Annotated in this window: 18 protein-coding genes; all 18 read left to right on the top strand. The window is 71.4% G+C overall.

What is annotated here, in order from left to right; genetic code table 11:
- The first annotated feature begins 12 nt into the window (after window positions 1–12).
- Window positions 13–759, top strand: a complete 747-nt coding sequence (locus tag FS845_RS12695) for a beta-ketoacyl synthase chain length factor (protein WP_144635381.1) — start codon at window positions 13–15, stop codon at window positions 757–759.
- Window positions 756–1,580 (top strand): lysophospholipid acyltransferase family protein, encoded by an 825-nt coding sequence (locus FS845_RS12690; protein ID WP_260986266.1) that lies wholly within the window; start codon window positions 756–758, stop codon window positions 1,578–1,580. The genes FS845_RS12695 and FS845_RS12690 overlap by 4 nt, the downstream gene beginning before the upstream one ends.
- On the top strand, window positions 1,561–1,824 hold the full coding sequence (locus tag FS845_RS12685) for a phosphopantetheine-binding protein (RefSeq protein WP_144635378.1): 264 nt from the start codon (window positions 1,561–1,563) through the stop codon (window positions 1,822–1,824). The genes FS845_RS12690 and FS845_RS12685 overlap by 20 nt, the downstream gene beginning before the upstream one ends.
- Before the next feature lie 10 nt (window positions 1,825–1,834).
- Window positions 1,835–2,089, top strand: a complete 255-nt coding sequence (locus tag FS845_RS12680) for an acyl carrier protein (protein ID WP_144635375.1) — start codon at window positions 1,835–1,837, stop codon at window positions 2,087–2,089.
- The gene (locus FS845_RS12675) at window positions 2,086–2,637 is read left to right on the top strand and encodes a hypothetical protein (protein WP_144635372.1); all 552 of its coding nucleotides are present in this window, start codon (window positions 2,086–2,088) and stop codon (window positions 2,635–2,637) included. Before FS845_RS12680 ends, FS845_RS12675 begins: the two co-directional genes overlap by 4 nt.
- A gap of 1 nt (window position 2,638) precedes the next feature.
- Entirely contained in the window at window positions 2,639–4,357 is a 1,719-nt protein-coding gene (locus FS845_RS12670; RefSeq protein ID WP_144635369.1) for an AMP-binding protein, read from the top strand.
- Window positions 4,358–4,461: 104 nt separating this feature from the next.
- Window positions 4,462–5,223, top strand: coding sequence for a glycosyltransferase family 2 protein (locus tag FS845_RS12665; protein ID WP_144635813.1), 762 nt, complete (start codon window positions 4,462–4,464; stop codon window positions 5,221–5,223).
- Entirely contained in the window at window positions 5,220–6,173 is a 954-nt protein-coding gene (locus FS845_RS12660) for a glycosyl transferase (RefSeq protein ID WP_144635365.1), read from the top strand. Before FS845_RS12665 ends, FS845_RS12660 begins: the two co-directional genes overlap by 4 nt.
- Window positions 6,166–6,591: an acyl-CoA thioesterase gene (locus FS845_RS12655; RefSeq protein ID WP_144635362.1), complete on the top strand. Its 426-nt coding sequence runs from the start codon at window positions 6,166–6,168 to the stop codon at window positions 6,589–6,591. The genes FS845_RS12660 and FS845_RS12655 overlap by 8 nt, the downstream gene beginning before the upstream one ends.
- Entirely contained in the window at window positions 6,588–7,196 is a 609-nt protein-coding gene (locus FS845_RS12650; RefSeq protein WP_222129986.1) for an outer membrane lipoprotein carrier protein LolA, read from the top strand. Before FS845_RS12655 ends, FS845_RS12650 begins: the two co-directional genes overlap by 4 nt.
- Complete coding sequence (locus FS845_RS12645; RefSeq protein ID WP_222129985.1) at window positions 7,180–9,537, top strand: MMPL family transporter; 2,358 nt, start codon at window positions 7,180–7,182, stop codon at window positions 9,535–9,537. The genes FS845_RS12650 and FS845_RS12645 overlap by 17 nt, the downstream gene beginning before the upstream one ends.
- Window positions 9,534–10,685 (top strand): sodium:proton antiporter, encoded by a 1,152-nt coding sequence (locus tag FS845_RS12640; protein WP_144635359.1) that lies wholly within the window; start codon window positions 9,534–9,536, stop codon window positions 10,683–10,685. Before FS845_RS12645 ends, FS845_RS12640 begins: the two co-directional genes overlap by 4 nt.
- Before the next feature lie 10 nt (window positions 10,686–10,695).
- The gene (locus FS845_RS12635) at window positions 10,696–11,937 is read left to right on the top strand and encodes an NAD(P)/FAD-dependent oxidoreductase (RefSeq protein WP_144635356.1); all 1,242 of its coding nucleotides are present in this window, start codon (window positions 10,696–10,698) and stop codon (window positions 11,935–11,937) included.
- Between the two features lie 20 nt (window positions 11,938–11,957).
- Window positions 11,958–12,575 carry a DUF3261 domain-containing protein gene (locus FS845_RS12630; protein WP_260986265.1) on the top strand — a complete coding sequence of 206 codons (618 nt, stop codon included), beginning with the start codon at window positions 11,958–11,960 and terminating at the stop codon, window positions 12,573–12,575.
- Between the two features lie 97 nt (window positions 12,576–12,672).
- A complete protein-coding gene (locus FS845_RS12625; RefSeq protein WP_144635353.1) occupies window positions 12,673–13,863 on the top strand; it encodes a beta-ketoacyl-ACP synthase in 1,191 nt (396 codons plus the stop codon).
- Between the two features lie 4 nt (window positions 13,864–13,867).
- Window positions 13,868–14,344, top strand: a complete 477-nt coding sequence (locus FS845_RS12620; protein WP_144635350.1) for a hotdog family protein — start codon at window positions 13,868–13,870, stop codon at window positions 14,342–14,344.
- Complete coding sequence (gene fabG, locus FS845_RS12615; protein WP_144635346.1) at window positions 14,341–15,075, top strand: 3-oxoacyl-ACP reductase FabG; 735 nt, start codon at window positions 14,341–14,343, stop codon at window positions 15,073–15,075. Before FS845_RS12620 ends, fabG begins: the two co-directional genes overlap by 4 nt.
- Window positions 15,075–16,301, top strand: a complete 1,227-nt coding sequence (locus FS845_RS12610) for a beta-ketoacyl-ACP synthase (RefSeq protein WP_144635343.1) — start codon at window positions 15,075–15,077, stop codon at window positions 16,299–16,301. Before fabG ends, FS845_RS12610 begins: the two co-directional genes overlap by 1 nt.
- Window positions 16,302–16,392: the final 91 nt, after the last annotated feature.

Below are 16,392 nucleotides of genomic sequence, written 5' to 3'. Positions count from 1 at the left end.
CACGTTTTACCCATGTTCAGCTTCTCGATCACGCAGTGGCAAGCGTGGGCGCCCGGTATCGACACCACCGACGCCTGGCGGGAATGGGCGCACCACCCCTACTGCCCTCTGGGCGATGGGCAGACGCCCGACCTCGGTTTCCTGCCGTCCCTGCAACGCCGCCGCCTCAGCCCGCTGGCACGCATCAGCCTGGGCTGCGCCTGGCCGCTGGCGGCAGGCCGCGCGCCGATGCCCGTGGTCTACGCCTCGCACCATGGAGAGACGCCGCGTGGGTACGAACTGCTGACCACCCTGGCCGCCGAAGAGCCGCTGTCGCCTACCGCGTTCAGCCTGTCGGTGCATAACGCCATCGCGGGCCTGTGGTCCATCCTGCGCCAGGAAACCCAGGAAAGCGTCGCCCTGTCCGCGCAGGGCGACGGCATGGAAAGCGCCGTGGCGGAAGCCTGCATGCTGCTGCATGCCGGCCATCCGGACGTGCTGGTGATCCTGGCCGAGACGCGCCCGCCGCGCGACTACGCCCCGTGGATCGACGACGTGCCTTTTTCCTATGCCGTGGCGCTGCGCCTGACGGCCGGACAGGGCTTCCACCTCGCGCTGGACGAGAGCCCGGCGGACGATGCCCTCGGCGCCCCGGCGTGGCCGTCGCCGCTGAGCCTGCTGCGCCACCTGCTGCTGGACTCGCGCCAATGGCGCCACACCCATGGCCCGCGCGCCTGGCAGTGGCGCCGTCCGGCCGCGCCGGGAACGCTTGCATCATGAGCCAGCCCGGCATGGACATCGGCCCCGCAAGCACGCTCCCCCCGCGGCAGGACTACTGGCTGCTGCGCCTGTTCACCACGGGCTTCGCCTTCGCGGCCTTCGGCCTGGGCGGGCTCACGCTGCGCCTGACCGTCTTCCCGCTGCAGCGCCTGTTGTACCGGCACCCGGCGCGGCGGCAGGACAAGGCGCGCGCGGCCGTGCGGAACCTGTTCCGGGTGTTCGTGCACCTGCTGGTGCGCAGCGGCACGCTGACCTACGAATTCCGCGGGGTCGAACGCCTGGGCCGTCCGCACCAGATGATCGTGGCCAACCATCCCTCGCTGCTGGACGTGGTGTTCCTGCTGGCGCACGTGCCCGACGCCAACTGCATCGTCAAGCACAAGCTGGCCACCAATCCGTTCACGCGCGGCCCGGTGCGCGGCGCCAACTACATCACCAACAACGAAAGCGTCGAGATGTTCGACGCCGCGGTCGAACGCCTCCAGGAAGGCGAGACCATGATCGTCTTTCCGGAAGGCACGCGCACGCCGCGCGACGGCATGCCGATCTTCCATCGCGGCGCCTGCGCCATCGCCATGCGCGGCGCGCAGGCCGTCACGCCGGTGGTCATCACCATGAACACGCGCAGCCTGACCAAGGGCGAGCCGTGGTACCGCATTCCTCGCCAGCGCCTGCACTACGTGTTCGAGGTCGGTCCCGACATCGATCCCGCCACGTGGACCAGCCGCCACCCGCTGCCCATCGCGGGCCGCAAGATGAACGAGCATCTACATCGCTATTTCGAATCGGAGTTGAAGAAACATGCAGCAACTGGAGCATGACCTCAAAGTGCTGATCATCGAGGCCCTGGGCCTGGAGGACATCGGCCCGGACGACATCGCCAGCGACGCCAACCTGTTCGGCGACGGCCTCGGCCTGGATTCGGTGGACGCGCTCGAGCTGGGCCTGGCGCTGCAGAAACGCTATGGCATCTCCATCGACGCCGAGACCCGCAACATGCGCCACCACTTCGCCACGGTCGCCAACCTGAGCGAATTCGTGACCGCACAACGCACCGCCAAGTAACGGAGACCCCATGCAGACTCGGGATGAGATTTTCGCCGTGCTGCGCGATGCGCTGGTGGAACTGTTCGAAATCGAGCCGCAGCGCATCACGCCGGCGGCCCACCTGTATACCGACCTGGAAATCGACAGCATCGACGCCATCGACCTGATCGACCACATCAAGCGCAAGACAGGCCGCAAGCTGGCTGCCGAGCACTTCCGCACCGTCCGCACGGTGCAGGACGTGGTCGACGCCGTCTACGAGCAGCAAGGCAAGGCCGCATGACGCGAAGGCTGTTCGCCTTCGCGCTGGTGTTGCTCGGGCTGGCGTATCCGTTCGCGGTCTACGTCGGCCTGCAGCACGGCGCCGCGCGCTGGATCGCCGTGCCGCTGGCCGCCCTGTGGCTGGCGCGCGCACTGACCGCGCCCGCGACGCAGCCCGGTGGCCGCCTGCTGCCCGTCCTGGCGCTGGCCTTCTGTCTCGTGCTCGCCATCGCCCAGGGCGATGGCTGGCTGCGCTGGTATCCCGTGCTGATCAACGCCGGGCTGCTGGCCGTGTTCGGCGCCAGCCTGCTGCGCGGCATGCCCGTGATCGAACGCCTGGCGCGGCTGCGCGAGCCCGACCTCCCCCCGTCCGGGGTGCGCTACACGCGCCGCGTCACCGTGGTGTGGACGCTGTTCTTCGCGGCCAACGGCCTGGCGGCGGCGGCGCTGGCAGAGTGGGGCTCGTGGGACTGGTGGACGCTGTACAACGGCTGCATCAGCTACGTCCTGATCGGCGCGCTGCTGGCCGGTGAATGGCTGGTGCGCCCGCTGGCGCGCAAGGCGGCCTGACGTGGCCTGGATCGCCCTGCACCGCCTGCTGGAGCACGCCGACGCCGATCCCGGCCGGCTCGTTGCGCACGAACCCGCACTGCCGCACGACGGCTTCGTGCGGCACGCCCTGGCCGCGGCCGGCACGCTGCAGGCCGCCGGCATGCGCCGCGCGGGCCTGTGGTTCGAGGACGCCGCGCAACTGGCCATCGCCCTGTACGCCTGCTGGCGGGCGGGTGTGGTCGCGGTGCTGCCCGGCGACGCCCGGCCGGCCACCTGCGCGGCGCTGGACGCCGACGTGGACGGCTGGATCGGCGACATGCCCGGCCTGCCCGTGCCCGCGGCGCGCTATCGCGTGCTGCACACCCTGTACGATGCCGCCCCGGCGCTTGCGCCCGGTGCCTTGGACCCGGACGCCGCCGGCATCGAACTGTGCACGTCGGGGTCCAGCGGCCAGCCCAAGCGCATCGCCAAGCGCTGGCGCCAGCTGGCCACCGAGATCGAGGCCTTCGAGCAGCAATGGCACTGGGCGGACAGCCCCGCCTGCGTGCTGGGCAGCGTCAGCCCGCAGCACATGTACGGCCTGCCCTTCCGCGTGCTGTGGCCGCTGTGCGCCGGCCGCGCCATCGCGCGCCGCCAGCTGGTCTATCCCGAGGCGCTGCAGCACGCCAGCCTGCCGCATGACGCCTGCGTGTGGATCGTCAGCCCCGCCCTGCTCAAGCGCCTGGGCAACAGCCTCGACCGGCAGGTCCTGGCGCCGCGGCTGCGGCAGATCTATTCGTCGGGCGGCCCGCTGCCGGCAGACACCTCCGACAGCGTCGCCCGCGACCTGCGATGCCGGCCCGTCGAGATCTACGGCAGCTCCGAGACCGGCGCCACGGCCTGGCGCCAGGGGGATACCCTCTGGCAGCCGCTGCCGGCCGTCAGGATCGGACTGAACGACGAGAACGCCCTGTGGGTGGAATCGCCGTGGCTGGGCGACGCGCGCGAGCAGACCGCGGACGCCGCGCGGCTGACGGGGGCCGGTTTCCAGCTGCTGGGCCGCATGGACCGCATCGTCAAGATCGAGGAAAAGCGCATCGCCCTGCCGGCGCTCGAAGACGCGCTGGCCCGCCACCCGCTGGTGCGCGAGGCGCGGCTGGGCCTGGCCGCGCACCGGCAACGCCTGACCGCCCTGGTGGCGCTGAGCGGACTGGGCGTGCACACGCTGCGCAACGGCGGCCGCAAGGCCTTGGCGCACACCCTGCGCCTGTACCTGGCCGAGCATGCCGAGCCGCTGGCGGTGCCGCGCGCCTGGCGCTTCCTGCGCGAACTGCCCTGGAACGAGCAGGGCAAGCTGCCGCAGCATCGCTTCGAGGCAGCCGCGGTGCGCCCGCAGGTCCCGCACGTGCTGGACATCCGGGCAGACGGCGCGGCGCCGCAGGCCTGCAGCCTGTCGCTGGAGATTCCATTGGACCTGCCGTGCTTCGACGGCCACTTTCCGCAGGCGCCCGTGGTGCCCGGCATCGTGCAGGTCGGCTGGGCGCTGGACTATGCACGCGGTCATCTCGACCCCTCGTTGGGCTTTTACGGCATGGAGGTGCTGAAATTCCAGCGTCTGGTGCGGCCGGGCGACGTGGTGGCGCTGACCCTGCGCCATGAACCCGCCCGCGGCCGCGTGGTCTTCGACTACCGCATGGATGGCCATCCCTGCTCGTCGGGACGCATCCTGACGCACGCCCCGGCGGAGGCCGCGGCATGAACACTGGCCCGAACACCGCTGCGCGCGCCGATGCGATCTTCGATTCGAACTTCGATGCGAAACCCGATGTGAATTCCGACGCGAACACCGACGCGCACAGCGCCATGAGCCCCGCGCCCGACCACCGCCTGTGCGCCGTCATCCCCGTCTACAACCACGGCCGCACGGTGCGCGCGGTGGTCCGGCGCATACGCGCGCTGGACATCCCCTGCGTGCTGGTGGACGACGGCTCCGAACCGGACTGCGCGGCGGAACTGGACGCGCTGCACGCCGAGGGCCTGGCCACGCTGGTGCGACGCGCCGCCAACGGCGGCAAGGGCCACGCGGTGCAGGACGGCCTGCGCGCCGCGCACCGCCTGGGCTACACGCACGCCTTGCAGGTCGACGCCGACGGCCAGCATGCGCTGGACGACATCCCGCAGTTCATGCAGGCCTCGCGGCGGCATCCGCACGCCCTGGTGGGCGGCGCGCCGCGCTACGGCGACGACGCGCCGCGCGGCCGCATCTACGGCCGCTGGCTGACGCGGGTATGGGTGTGGATCAATACGCTGTCGCTGGACATCCCGGATGCCATGTGCGGCTTCCGCGTTTATCCGCTGGCACCCGCGGTGGCGCTGCTGGAACGCTGCGATCCCGGCCGCCGCATGGATTTCGACATCGCGGTGCTGGTGCGCCTGCACTGGCGCGGCCTGCCCATGATATGGCTGCCCACCCGGGTCACGTATCCGGCCGACGGGGTCTCGCATTTCCGGGGCCTGCAGGACAACGTGCTGATCAGCCGCATGCACGCGGGCCTGTTCTTCGGCATGCTGTGGCGCGCGCCCCTGCTGCTGGCGCGGCGCGTGCGTGCCAGGAGCGCGCGATGACGGCGCCACGGATCCCGCGAGGCGAACCGGCCGACGCATCCGCGCACTGGGCCGGGCGGCGCGAGCGCGGCGCCCCGCTGCTGATGCGCCTGACCGCCTGGGCCGTGCGCCGCTTCGGCCGGCGCGCCATGCGGCCGCTGGTGGTGGGCATCGTGCTGTACTTCTACTGCTTCGGCGCCAGCGCGCGCCGCAGCATCGCCGAATACCATCGGCGCCTGCGCGACACGGGAGGCGCCCGGGCCCTGCCAGCCCGGCGCGCGGTCTACGGCCAGTTCCTGGCCTTCGCCGACGCCATCCTGGACAAGCTCGACGCCTGGCAGGGCAAGCTCACGCGCGACGACATCACCGTGCGGGACCCGCACGGCCTGCACGCGCAGATGGGCGCTGGACGCGGCCAGATACTGGTGGGCTCGCATCTGGGCAACATCGAGGTGTGCCGCGCGCTGATCGAGGGCTCGCCCGACCTGACCCTGAACGTGCTGGTGCACACCCGCCACGCCGAAGCCTTCAACCAGCTGCTGGGCAAGGCGGGCGCCAGCAGCCTGCGGCTGTTCCAGGTCTCCGAGCTGGACACGGCCGCCATGATGCGGCTGAGCGAGCGCGTCGAGCGCGGCGAATGGCTGGCCATCGCGGGCGACCGCGTGCCGCTGCACGGCGGACGCACCGTCGAGGTCGATTTCCTGGGCGCGCGCGCGGCGCTGCCGCAAGGCCCATGGCTGCTGGCCGGCCTGCTGGCCTGCCCAGCCAACGTGCTGTTCTGCACCCGGATCGACGGACGCTACCGCGTCACGATGGAGCGGCTGGCCGACCGCGTCGCCTGGACGCGCGCCAGCCGCGCCGCCGAGGTGGAACGCTGCGCGCAGCGCTACGCCGACCGACTGGCGCAGGAGTGCCGCGACGCGCCCCAGCAATGGTTCAACTTCTACCCCTTCTGGAGCGGCCATGCGTAAGCGCGGCGTATTCAGCGTCGAGACCGCCCTGCAGGTGCCGTTCTTCGACATCGATTCCATGAACGTGGTCTGGCATGGCCACTACGTCAAGTACCTGGAGTACGCGCGCTGCGCCCTGCTGGACGCCATGGGTTATGGCTACGACGCCATGCGCGCCTCGGGCTACGCCTGGCCGGTGGTCGACCTGCAGCTGCGCTACGTCCAGCCGGCGGTGTTCGGCCAGCGCATCATGGCGCGCGCCGAACTGGTCGAATGGGAGAACCGCTTGAAGATCAATTACCTGATATCCGACGCCGAGAGCGGCACGCGCCTGACGCGCGCCAGCTCGGTGCAGGTGGCCGTCGACATGGCCAGCCGCGAGATGCTGATGGCCTCGCCCGAGCCGCTGCTGGCCGCCGTGCGCAAGGTGCTGGCATGACGGGCCTGGTCTCGCGCATGCTCGTGGCCGCCGCCCTGGCCTGCGCCGGCGCCTGCGCCGCCGCCTTCGACCTGGGCGCGCTGCAGCAGCAGCTGCGGGCCACCGCCGTCGTGCACGGCGACTTCGTGCAGCAGAAGTTCCTGCGCTCGCTGCCCCAGCCGCTGACCAGCACCGGCCAGTTCACCCTGGCGGCCGACGCGGGCCTGCTGTGGCAACTGCGCGCGCCCATCGCGCAGGACCTGCGGATCACACCAGAGGGCATCTACCGCCGCGACGAGGCCGGCAAGTGGCAGGCCCTGCCGCAGAGCACCTCGGCCAGCCGCGAGACGCGCCTGTTCCTGGCGGTGCTGGCCGGCGATACCCAGGGCCTGCAGGACAACTTCGACATCGCCCTGTCGGGCGACGCCGCCGCCTGGCAACTGGTGATGACGCCGCGCTCGGCGCTGCTCAGGCAGATTTTCACCGACATCCGCATCGATGGCGGCAAACTCGTCGACCGCATCGAGCTGCGCGAGACCCAGGGCGACCGCACCGTGATGCAGATGCGGAACGCCCGCGCGCAATCGGCGCTCAGCGACGAGGAGCGTCGTGCCTTCGCACCCTGAGCGCATCGAACGCCGGCTGAGCTGGCTGTTCCGCGCCGCCCTGCTGCTGGTGCTGGCGCTGGGCGCCTGGCAGTGCCGCGACGGCCTGCCGGTATCGTCCGACCTGCTGGATCTCATCCCGCGGTCGTCGGGCGATGCCGAACAGAAGCGGGCCGAAGCCCGCATCAAGGAACCGCTGACCCGCCAGGTGGTCGCGCTGGTCGGCGCCGCCGATCGCGCGCACGCGGTCGAATCCGCGCGCGGCGTGGGCCACGCCTGGCGCCACAGCGGCCTGTTCGCCAAGGTCGACGTCGAGCTGGACGTGGACCTGAAATCCATCAACGCCCAACTGCTGGCCCAGCGCCTGTCGATGCTGCCGGCCGCCGACCGCCAGCGGATGCTGGACGACCCGGCCGCCTTCGCGCAGCAACGGGCACGCGAACTGGCCGACCCCTTCTCGTCGGCCGGCGCGGTGCCGCCCGACCAGGACTGGCTGGGCCTGACGCGACGCGCCGAGCAGGCCATGCATCCCGGCGGCGCCCTGTTCGTCGACCTGGCGGGCGGCACGCTGATGGCCGAGCACGACGGGAAATTCTGGGTGATGGTGCGCGCCACCATCGGCGGCGACGCATTCGATGCACACGGCCCGGACGCCATCGCCGCGCTGGTCCAGCAGACCCGTGCCGGCCTGCGCGCGGACGATGCCGACATGGTGGCCGCGGGCGGCCCGCTGTTCGCCGCGGCCGGCCGCGATCAGGCCACCCGCGACAGCACGTGGATCGGCGCAGCTTCGCTCATCGGCATCATCGCCGTGCTGCTGCTGGCGCTGTGCCGCGTGCGCGCGCTGCTGGCGCTGGTCCCGGCGCTGGTCGGCCTGGTGTGCGGCGCGGTGGCCTGCGTGGCGATCTTCGGCTCGATCCACGTGCTGACCCTGGTGGTGGGCGCCAGCCTGATCGGCGTGGCCGTCGATTTTCCCCTGCACTTCCTGGGCAAGCGCTACGGCATGCCCGACTGGCGCGCCTGGCCGGCGCTGTGGCGCGTGCTGCCCGGCCTGAGCATCAGCCTGGCAGCCACGCTGGTGGGCTATCTGTCGCTGCTGTTCACGCCGTTTCCGGCCCTGACGCAGACGGCCGTGTTCTCGGCGGTGGGCCTGCTGGGCGCCTATGCCTACACGGTCTGCGAATTGCCCAACGCCTTGCGCGGCTGGCAGCCGCGCACCTGGCCGCCGCTGCTGCGCCTGGCCCATGCGCTGCTGGCCCGCCTGTCGGCGTGGACCGCGCGCCGCCGGCTGCGCGGGATCGCCGCGCTGGCCGTGCTGCTGTGCGCGGGCGGCATCGCCCGCCTGGACGTGCAGGACGACCTGCGGCAGTGGATCAGCCTGCCGCCCGACCTGCTGGCGCAGGCGGCCCGGATCGGCACGATCACGGGCTTCGTGCCCACCAGCCAGTTCTACCTGGTGCGCGCGCCGGATACCGACACCCTGCTGCGGAGGCAGGCGGAACTGGGCGCGCGCCTGGACGCCCTGGTGGCCGCCGGCGCGCTGACCGCCTACACCGCCTTGAGCCAGCTCGTCGCGCCGGCTGCCGTGCAGCAGGCCACCCAGTCGCGGCTGCGGGACCCGGCCTGGCGCACGGCCATCACCCCACCTTTGGCCGCTCTGGGCGTTCCGGCGCGGGCCGTGCTGGACGAAGCCGACCGGCTGGCCGCGCTGCCCGTGGTCGGCGTGGACGAGGCCTTGCGCGGCCCGCTGGGCGAACGCTGGCGCGGGGTGCCGCTGGACGTGCAGCCCGATGGCAGCCAGGCCGCCACGGTGACGCTGCTGGGGCTGAAGGACACCACAAAGGCGGCTCGCGCCGCCGACGGACTGCAGGGCGTCACCTTCGTCGACAGCACCGGCCAGTTGAACGAGAGCTTCGCCCAGACCCGCTGGCGCGCGGCCGAACTGAAACTGCTGTCCTACGTGGGCGCCGCGCTGCTGCTGTGGCTGACGCTCGGCCGTTCGGCCACCTGGCGCCTGCTGGCCGTGCCCTTCGCCGCCACCGCATGCGTATTGGCCACACTGGGCTATCTGGGCCAGCCGCTGACCCTGTTCAGCCTGTTCGGCCTGCTGCTGGTGTCCGCCATCGGACTGGACTACGCCATCTTCATGTACGAGCGCGTGGCGGGCGCGCCGGCCAGCCTGATCGGCATCCTGCTGTCGGCCGCGACCACCTTCCTGTCGTTCGGCCTGCTGGCCGCCAGCAGCACGCCCGCCATCTCCAACTTCGGCCTGGCGGTGGGGCTGGGCGTGCTGTTCAGCGTGATGTGGGCGCCTTGGGTGCGCGCCGACGCCGCCGCGTCGCAACCGGAGACTTCATCATGACCATCGTGCTGTTCTGGGCCGCCGCGCTGGCGCTGTATGCGGCCATCACCGAACTGGGACGCCGCCGCGGCGTCATCCCGGTGGTCAGCCAGCTGGCCGCCGCCACCTTCATCCTGCCCGCCGCCGTCTACTTCGGCGTGACGCCCGCCACCGGCCTGCACGGCAGGGACCTCGTGGCGCCGGACTGGGTGCGGCTGCTGTACAGCCTGAACTTCTCGGTGCTGCTGGGCTGCATCCTGGCCGACGTGGCCGACGTGCGCGTCAGCCGCGCCAGCCTGCGCATCGCGCTGCCCAGCTTCACCGTGCCGCTGGCCGTGGGCATCGCCACCGCCACGCTGCTGCTGCCGCAGGCCGACTGGTCCACGCGCGTGGCCGTGGGACTGCTGTTCTCCATCACCGCCATTCCGGTGCTGTACCTGTACCTGAAGGGCATCGGCTACCCCGCTCAGGACACGCGCCGGCTGGTGCACGCGGCCATCCTGATGGACATGGCCTGCTGGAGCCTGTTCGCGCTGACGCAGGGCGCGGCCGCCCCCGAGAAACTGCTGTGGCCGGTGCTGTGCGGCCTGTCGCCGCTGCTGCTGCACTACGTGATCCGCGTGCGCAGGCCCGCCCTGTACGGGCTGGTGTTCCTGCTGCTGATCTTCGTGATGGACCGCTACAGGCTCAACGCCATGGTGTTCGGCATCCTCTACGTGGCCGCCGTCGGCCTGATGCGCCAGCCGTTCGCTCTGCCCGCGTCGCGCCGCGTGATCACCGCGTTCCAGAACCACCTGGCCGTGCCGCTGACGCTGACCTTCGGCGTCGTGCAGATCGACTTCGACCATGCCTTCGCGCACTACACGCCGTGGCACCTCGCGGGCCTGCTGGTGCTGCCGGTGGCCAGCAAGATGGCGGGCAACTGGATCGGCCTGAAGTGGGCGCATCCCGACATGCCGGCCGGCCAGCGCCGCCGCGAGACCGTGCTGCTGAACATCCGCGGCCTGACCGAGATCGTCTTCCTGAACCTGCTGTTCCAGCACGGCATCATCGACGCGACCCTGTACTTCAGCATCATGCTGATGGGCCTGGCCTCCACCCTGCTGCCTGCCATCACCGGGGCCGCCCGCGCGCGACGCTTTGCCGCCCTTTCCCCCGATCCATCCTGAGAAGCGAGACATGGAACATCGCGAAGTCGTCATCATCGGCGCGGGCCCCGCAGGCGCCGTCGCCGCCGCCCTGCTCAAGCGCCACGGGCACGACGTGCTGGTGCTGGAGCGCCAGCGATTCCCCCGCTTTTCCATCGGCGAGAGCCTGCTGGCGCACTGCCTGGAGTTCGTCGAGGAAGCCGGCATGCTGCCGGCCGTGCAGGCCGCGGGCTTCCAGGTGAAGAACGGCGCCGCCTTCGCCTGGGGCGACCGCTACACCGCCTTCGATTTCCGCGACAAGTACTCGCCCGGCCCCGGCACCACGTTCCAGGTGCTGCGCTCGCGCTTCGACCAGATCCTGGCCGACGAGGCGCAGCGCCAGGGCGTGGAAGTGCGCTACCAGCAGGAAGTGGTGGCCGCCGACTTCAGCGGCGACGCGCCCGTGCTGCGCGTGCGCCCGGCCGGCGCACAGGACGATGCCGGCCAGCCGGTCCGCGCCGGCTTCGTGCTGGACGCCAGCGGCTATGGCCGCGTGCTGTCGCGCCTGCTGGACCTGGAGCGTCCCTCGAACCTGCCGCCGCGCAAGGCCATCTTCACGCACATCGAGGACCGCATCGACGATCCCGCCTTCGACCGCGAGAAGATCCTGATCAGCGTCCATCCCGACGAGCCCGGCATCTGGTACTGGCTGATCCCGTTCTCCAACGGCCGCGCGTCGGTGGGCGTGGTGGGCGGCGAGGACCTGTTCGGCCGCGACGGCGCGGACCTGATGCGGACCCTGCGGCAGATGCACGATGCCGCCCCCAATCTGAAGCGCCTGCTGGCCAATGCCGTGTGGGACACGCCGGCCAACACCATCGGCGGCTACGCGGCCAGCGTCACGGCGCTGTACGGCCCCGGCTACGCGCTGCTGGGCAACGCGGCCGAGTTCCTCGATCCCGTGTTCTCGTCCGGCGTCACCATCGCCATGCACTCGTCCAAGCTGGCCGCCGACGCGCTGCATCGCCAGTTGACCGGCCACGCAGTCGATTGGGAAGACGAATTCGCCCGGCCGCTGATGCGCGGCGTCGACACGTTCCGCACCTACGTGCAGGGCTGGTACGAAGGCACCTTCCGCGACGTGGTGTTCTACGAGAAGGCCCAGCCCGAGATCCGCCGCATGATCTCGTCGATCCTGGCGGGCTATGCCTGGGACACGGGCAATCCCTTCGTCGCGGAGCACGAGCGCCGCCTGCGCATGCTGGCCGAGATTTGCCGCCTGCCGGCCGCCTGACACGTTTGCGACAGACACCGATGACGTCCCTGCCCCCTCGTCCCGCCGTGCTCGCCAGCCCCGCCCATTCCTCCCCGGCCGCGCGGCGGCGCGGCGCGGCCAGGGCAGCGTTCGCCGCCGCGCTCGCCACCACGCTTGCAGCCGCCCTGACCGGCTGCGCCAGCGCGCCGCCGGTGCCCGTGGCCTCGGCCGACCTGGCGCTGCCGCGCTTCGTACGCATCACCACACAAGCACCCGGCGAGCATGCCCAGGACTCGCTGCTGGCCGTGCAGGCCGAGGCTGGCCAGGCCACACGCTGGTCGCTGTTCGACCTGCTGGGCATGCCGCAGGCCCGGCAGATCCTGCAGGACGGCACGTGGCGCAACGACGGCTTCCTGCCTCCCAACGGCCGCGCCAGCAACCTGTTCTCGGCCATCCTGTTCGCCTGGACGCCCGCAGCGCGCCTGGAGGCGGCCTATCCCGGCCGCGCGTGGCGCGACGACGCGCAGCCCGGCGGCGGCCGCGTGCGCACGCTCGCTGACGATTGCGAAACCCGCTGGACGGTCGCCTGGGCCCCCGGCGCGCCCCCCGACACCTTCACCATCCGCCAGCCCGACGGCACGTCCTGGCGCGTCTCGCCCGTGCCGCAAACGCCATGACTCCATCCCTGCCCATCCTCCGTCCGAAACCCGCCCCAGTGAGCCCGCCGGGCCGCCCCAAGGGCGAATACGGAGTGCGCAGCACGGAGGTACAACAGTGAGCGCCTGGCTGCTTACCCCCGGCATCGTCTGCGCCCTGGGCGCGGGCATGGACCAGGTCGGCGCGGCGGCGCTGCGCGGCGACACGGGCGGCATGCGCGCGCAGGCGGGCTGGCTGCGCGACCGCGCGATCACGCTGGGCGGCGTGCAGGCCGCGCTGCCGGACCTGCCCGGCGACCTGGCCGCGCACCACGACAGCCGCAACAACCGCGTGCTGCTGGCCGCCGCGCTGCAGATCGAGGCCACACTGCGCGGCGCGATCGCGCGCCACGGCGCCGCGCGCGTGGCCGTCGTGCTGGGCACCAGCACCTCGGGCGTCAACGACAACGCGCCGGCCTTCCGCCAGCGCGCCGGCCTGGGCCGCATGCCGGACGGCTACGACTATCGGCGCCAGCGCCTGTCCGCGCCGGGCGCCTTCCTGGCCGACTGGCTGGGCGCGCGCGGGCCCGTCTACGCGCTGTCGACCGCCTGCACGTCCAGCGCGCGGGCCCTGCTGTCGGCCAAGCGGCTGCTGGACATGGACGCCTGCGACGCGGTGGTGTGCGGTGGCGTCGACACCTTGTGCCGCCTGACCGTCAACGGCTTCGCCTCGCTGGAAGCCGTGTCCGACGGCCTGTGCAACCCTTTCTCGGCCAACCGCAACGGCATCAACATCGGCGAGGCCGGGGTGCTGTTCCTCATGCAGCGCGAGCGCGGACCCGAGGATGGCGTGGCGCTGCTGGGCGGCGGCGCCAGTTCGGACGGCTGGCACATGTCCGCGCCCGACCCCAGCGGCGCCGGAGCGCGCCGCGCCATGCAGGCCGCGCTGGACGACGCCGGCGTCACCGCCGAGGACATCGGCTGGCTCAACCTGCACGGCACCGCCACGCAGCACAACGATGCGATGGAAAGCCGCGCCGTGGCCGATCTGTTCCCGCACGGCGTGCCCTGCGCCTCGACCAAGTCCATGACGGGCCACGCCCTGGGCGCGGCCGGCGCGCTGGAGGCCGCGCTGTGCTGCGCTGCCCTGGCATCCGGCAATGTCGAAGGCCGCCTGCCTCCGCACGTGTGGGACGGCGTCGCCGATCCCGAGCTGCCCACGCTGGATTTCTCCGGCGCCGCGCACCGGCTGGGCGCGCGCCGCATGGCCATGAGCAACTCCTTCGCGTTCGGCGGCAACAACGCCTGCCTGATCTTCGGAGACGCATGACGCCATGTGGTCCGTCGACGAACTCCTGCCCCACGCCGGCAACGCCATCCTGCTGGATACGGTGCGCCACTGTGACGACGACGCCCTGGTGGCCGATGCCGTCGTCGCCCCAGGCGGCCTGTACAGCCAGCCCGACGGCAGCCTGCCCCCGTGGGCCGGCCTGGAACTGATGGCCCAGGCGGTGGCGGCCTGGGCAGGCTGGCGCGCGCGGCAAGACGGCCAGCCGGTGCAGTTGGGTTTCCTGCTGGGCACGCGCCGCTACGAATGCCACGTGCCGCGTTTCGCGGCGGGCAGCGCGCTGGCCGTCACCGCCACGCGCTCGCTGGAGGACGCCATCGGCATGGGCGTCTTCGAATGCAGCATCCACCAGGGCGGGCAGTTGCTGGCCCTGGCGCGGCTGAACGTCTACCGGCCGCCGGACGCCGCGGCGTTCATGCAAGAATCCTTCCCTTCCGCTTCCGACGTCACTTCCGCACCATGAGCAGCTCATCAACGATCCTGGTCACCGGCTCCAGCCGCGGCATCGGACGCGCCATCGCCCTGGCGCTGGCGCACGCCGGCCATGACCTGGTCCTTCATTGCCGCTCGCGGCGCGAGGACGCCGAGGCCGTGCGCGACGAGATCGCGGCCTTGGGACGCCAGGCGCGCATCCTGCAGTTCGACGTCTCCGACCGCGCCGCCGCGCGCGCCGCGCTGGAGGCGGACCTGGCGGAACACGGCGCCTGCTACGGCGTGGTGCTGAACGCCGGCCTGACGCGCGACGGCGCCTTCCCGGCACTGGAGGACGACGACTGGGACCAGGTGATGCGCACCAACCTGGACGGCTTCTACAACGTGCTGCATCCGCTGGTCATGCCCATGGTGCGCCGCCGGTCGCCGGGCCGCATCGTGTGCGTGGCCTCGGTCTCGGGCCTGATCGGCAACCGCGGCCAGGTGAACTACAGCGCCTCTAAGGCCGGCGTGATCGGCGCCGCCAAGTCGCTGGCCATCGAGCTGGCCAGGCGCCAGATCACCGTGAACTGCGTGGCGCCCGGCCTGATCGACACCGACATGATCGACGAGAACGTTCCCGTGCAGGAGATCCTGAAAGCCATCCCCGCCCAGCGCCTGGGCCGTCCCGAGGAAGTCGCGGCCGCGGTGTCCTTCCTCATGTCGCCCGGCGCGGCCTACATCACGCGCCAGGTACTGGCCGTCAACGGAGGACTGTGCTGATGAAACGCGTCGTCGTCACCGGCATGGCCGGCATCAGCGCGCTGGGACAGGACTGGGCCACAATCCGCGCCGCCTTCGACAGCGGCACCAGCGCGATCCGCTACATGCCCGACTGGGCGCGCTATCCCGAACTGAACACGCGCCTGGCCGGCCCCCTGCCCGACTTCGCCGTGCCCACGCACTGGACACGCAAGCAATTGCGCAGCATGGGCCGCGTCTCGCAGCTGTCGGTCCATGCCGCCGAACGCGCGCTGGACGACGCTGGGCTGCTGGGCGACGCCTCGATCGCCGACGGCAGGATGGGCGTGGCCTGCGGCTCGTCCACGGGCAGCACGGCCGAGATCAAGGCGTTCGGCAACATGCTGCTCAACGGCGTCACCGACGAGCTGAACGCCAACTCGTACGTGCGCATGATGCCGCACACGACCGCCGCCAACATCGGCATCTTCTTCGGCCTGAAGGGCCGCATCATCCCCACCTCCAGCGCCTGCACCTCGGGCAGCCAGGGCATCGGCTACGCCTACGAGGCCATCCGCTATGGCCGCCAGTCGCTGATGCTGGCGGGCGGCGCCGAAGAACTGTGCCCCAGCGAGGCCATCGTGTTCGATGCGCTGTACGCGACCAGCCAGCAGAACCACACGCCGTCGCTGACGCCCCGCCCCTACGATGCGCGGCGCGACGGCCTGGTCATCGGCGAAGGCGCCGGCATGCTGGTGCTGGAAGAGCTCGAGCACGCGCAGGCGCGCGGCGCCCGCATCCACGCCGAGATCGTGGGCTTCGGCTGCAACAGCGACGGCACCCACATCACGCGCCCCGAAGCCGCCACCATGCGGGTCGCCATGGAAATGGCCCTGGCCGACGCCGGGCTGCCCGCCAGCGCGGTGGGCTACGTCAACGGCCACGGCACTGCCACCGAACAGGGCGACATCGCCGAGACGCAGGCCACGCAGGCGGTGTTCGGCAGCGGCGTGGCCATCAGCTCGCAGAAGAGCTACCTGGGCCATACCCTGGGCGCGTGCGGCGCGCTGGAGTCCTGGTTCAGCATCGAGATGATGAACGCCGACTGGTATGCGCCCACGCTGAACCTGTCCGACGTGGATCCGCTGTGCGGCGAACTCGACTACCTGATGCAGCAGGGCCGCACGCTGTCGCTCGAATACGTGATGAACAACAACTTCGCCTTCGGCGGCATCAACACCTCGCTGGTGTTCCGCCGCTGGCGCTGAAGCCGTTTTCCCCCGCAAGCTATCCCACCACTGGAGTGTCACCGCAATGCGCGCTACCCGTAAGGCTCTTGGCTTTCTCGTTCTGGCAGGC

The organism is Bordetella genomosp. 13 (genome assembly GCF_007679965.1).
Taxonomy (GTDB): domain Bacteria; phylum Pseudomonadota; class Gammaproteobacteria; order Burkholderiales; family Burkholderiaceae_B; genus Bordetella.
Note: the sequence above shows the minus strand (reverse complement) of the source record. Positions and strands in the feature narration are given on the sequence as shown.

What these genes read in the sequence shown, in the direction of transcription:
- FS845_RS12695 (WP_144635381.1), top strand. Translation starts at nt 13, where the DNA reads ATGTTCAGCTTCTCGATCACGCAGTGGCAAGCGTGGGCGCCCGGTATC.
- FS845_RS12690 (WP_260986266.1), top strand. Translation starts at nt 756, where the DNA reads ATGAGCCAGCCCGGCATGGACATCGGCCCCGCAAGCACGCTCCCCCCG.
- FS845_RS12685 (WP_144635378.1), top strand. Translation starts at nt 1,561, where the DNA reads ATGCAGCAACTGGAGCATGACCTCAAAGTGCTGATCATCGAGGCCCTG.
- FS845_RS12680 (WP_144635375.1), top strand. Translation starts at nt 1,835, where the DNA reads ATGCAGACTCGGGATGAGATTTTCGCCGTGCTGCGCGATGCGCTGGTG.
- FS845_RS12675 (WP_144635372.1), top strand. Translation starts at nt 2,086, where the DNA reads ATGACGCGAAGGCTGTTCGCCTTCGCGCTGGTGTTGCTCGGGCTGGCG.
- FS845_RS12665 (WP_144635813.1), top strand. Translation starts at nt 4,462, where the DNA reads ATGAGCCCCGCGCCCGACCACCGCCTGTGCGCCGTCATCCCCGTCTAC.
- FS845_RS12660 (WP_144635365.1), top strand. Translation starts at nt 5,220, where the DNA reads ATGACGGCGCCACGGATCCCGCGAGGCGAACCGGCCGACGCATCCGCG.
- FS845_RS12655 (WP_144635362.1), top strand. Translation starts at nt 6,166, where the DNA reads ATGCGTAAGCGCGGCGTATTCAGCGTCGAGACCGCCCTGCAGGTGCCG.
- FS845_RS12650 (WP_222129986.1), top strand. Translation starts at nt 6,588, where the DNA reads ATGACGGGCCTGGTCTCGCGCATGCTCGTGGCCGCCGCCCTGGCCTGC.
- FS845_RS12640 (WP_144635359.1), top strand. Translation starts at nt 9,534, where the DNA reads ATGACCATCGTGCTGTTCTGGGCCGCCGCGCTGGCGCTGTATGCGGCC.
- FS845_RS12635 (WP_144635356.1), top strand. Translation starts at nt 10,696, where the DNA reads ATGGAACATCGCGAAGTCGTCATCATCGGCGCGGGCCCCGCAGGCGCC.
- FS845_RS12630 (WP_260986265.1), top strand. Translation starts at nt 11,958, where the DNA reads ATGACGTCCCTGCCCCCTCGTCCCGCCGTGCTCGCCAGCCCCGCCCAT.
- FS845_RS12620 (WP_144635350.1), top strand. Translation starts at nt 13,868, where the DNA reads ATGTGGTCCGTCGACGAACTCCTGCCCCACGCCGGCAACGCCATCCTG.
- fabG (WP_144635346.1), top strand. Translation starts at nt 14,341, where the DNA reads ATGAGCAGCTCATCAACGATCCTGGTCACCGGCTCCAGCCGCGGCATC.
- FS845_RS12610 (WP_144635343.1), top strand. Translation starts at nt 15,075, where the DNA reads ATGAAACGCGTCGTCGTCACCGGCATGGCCGGCATCAGCGCGCTGGGA.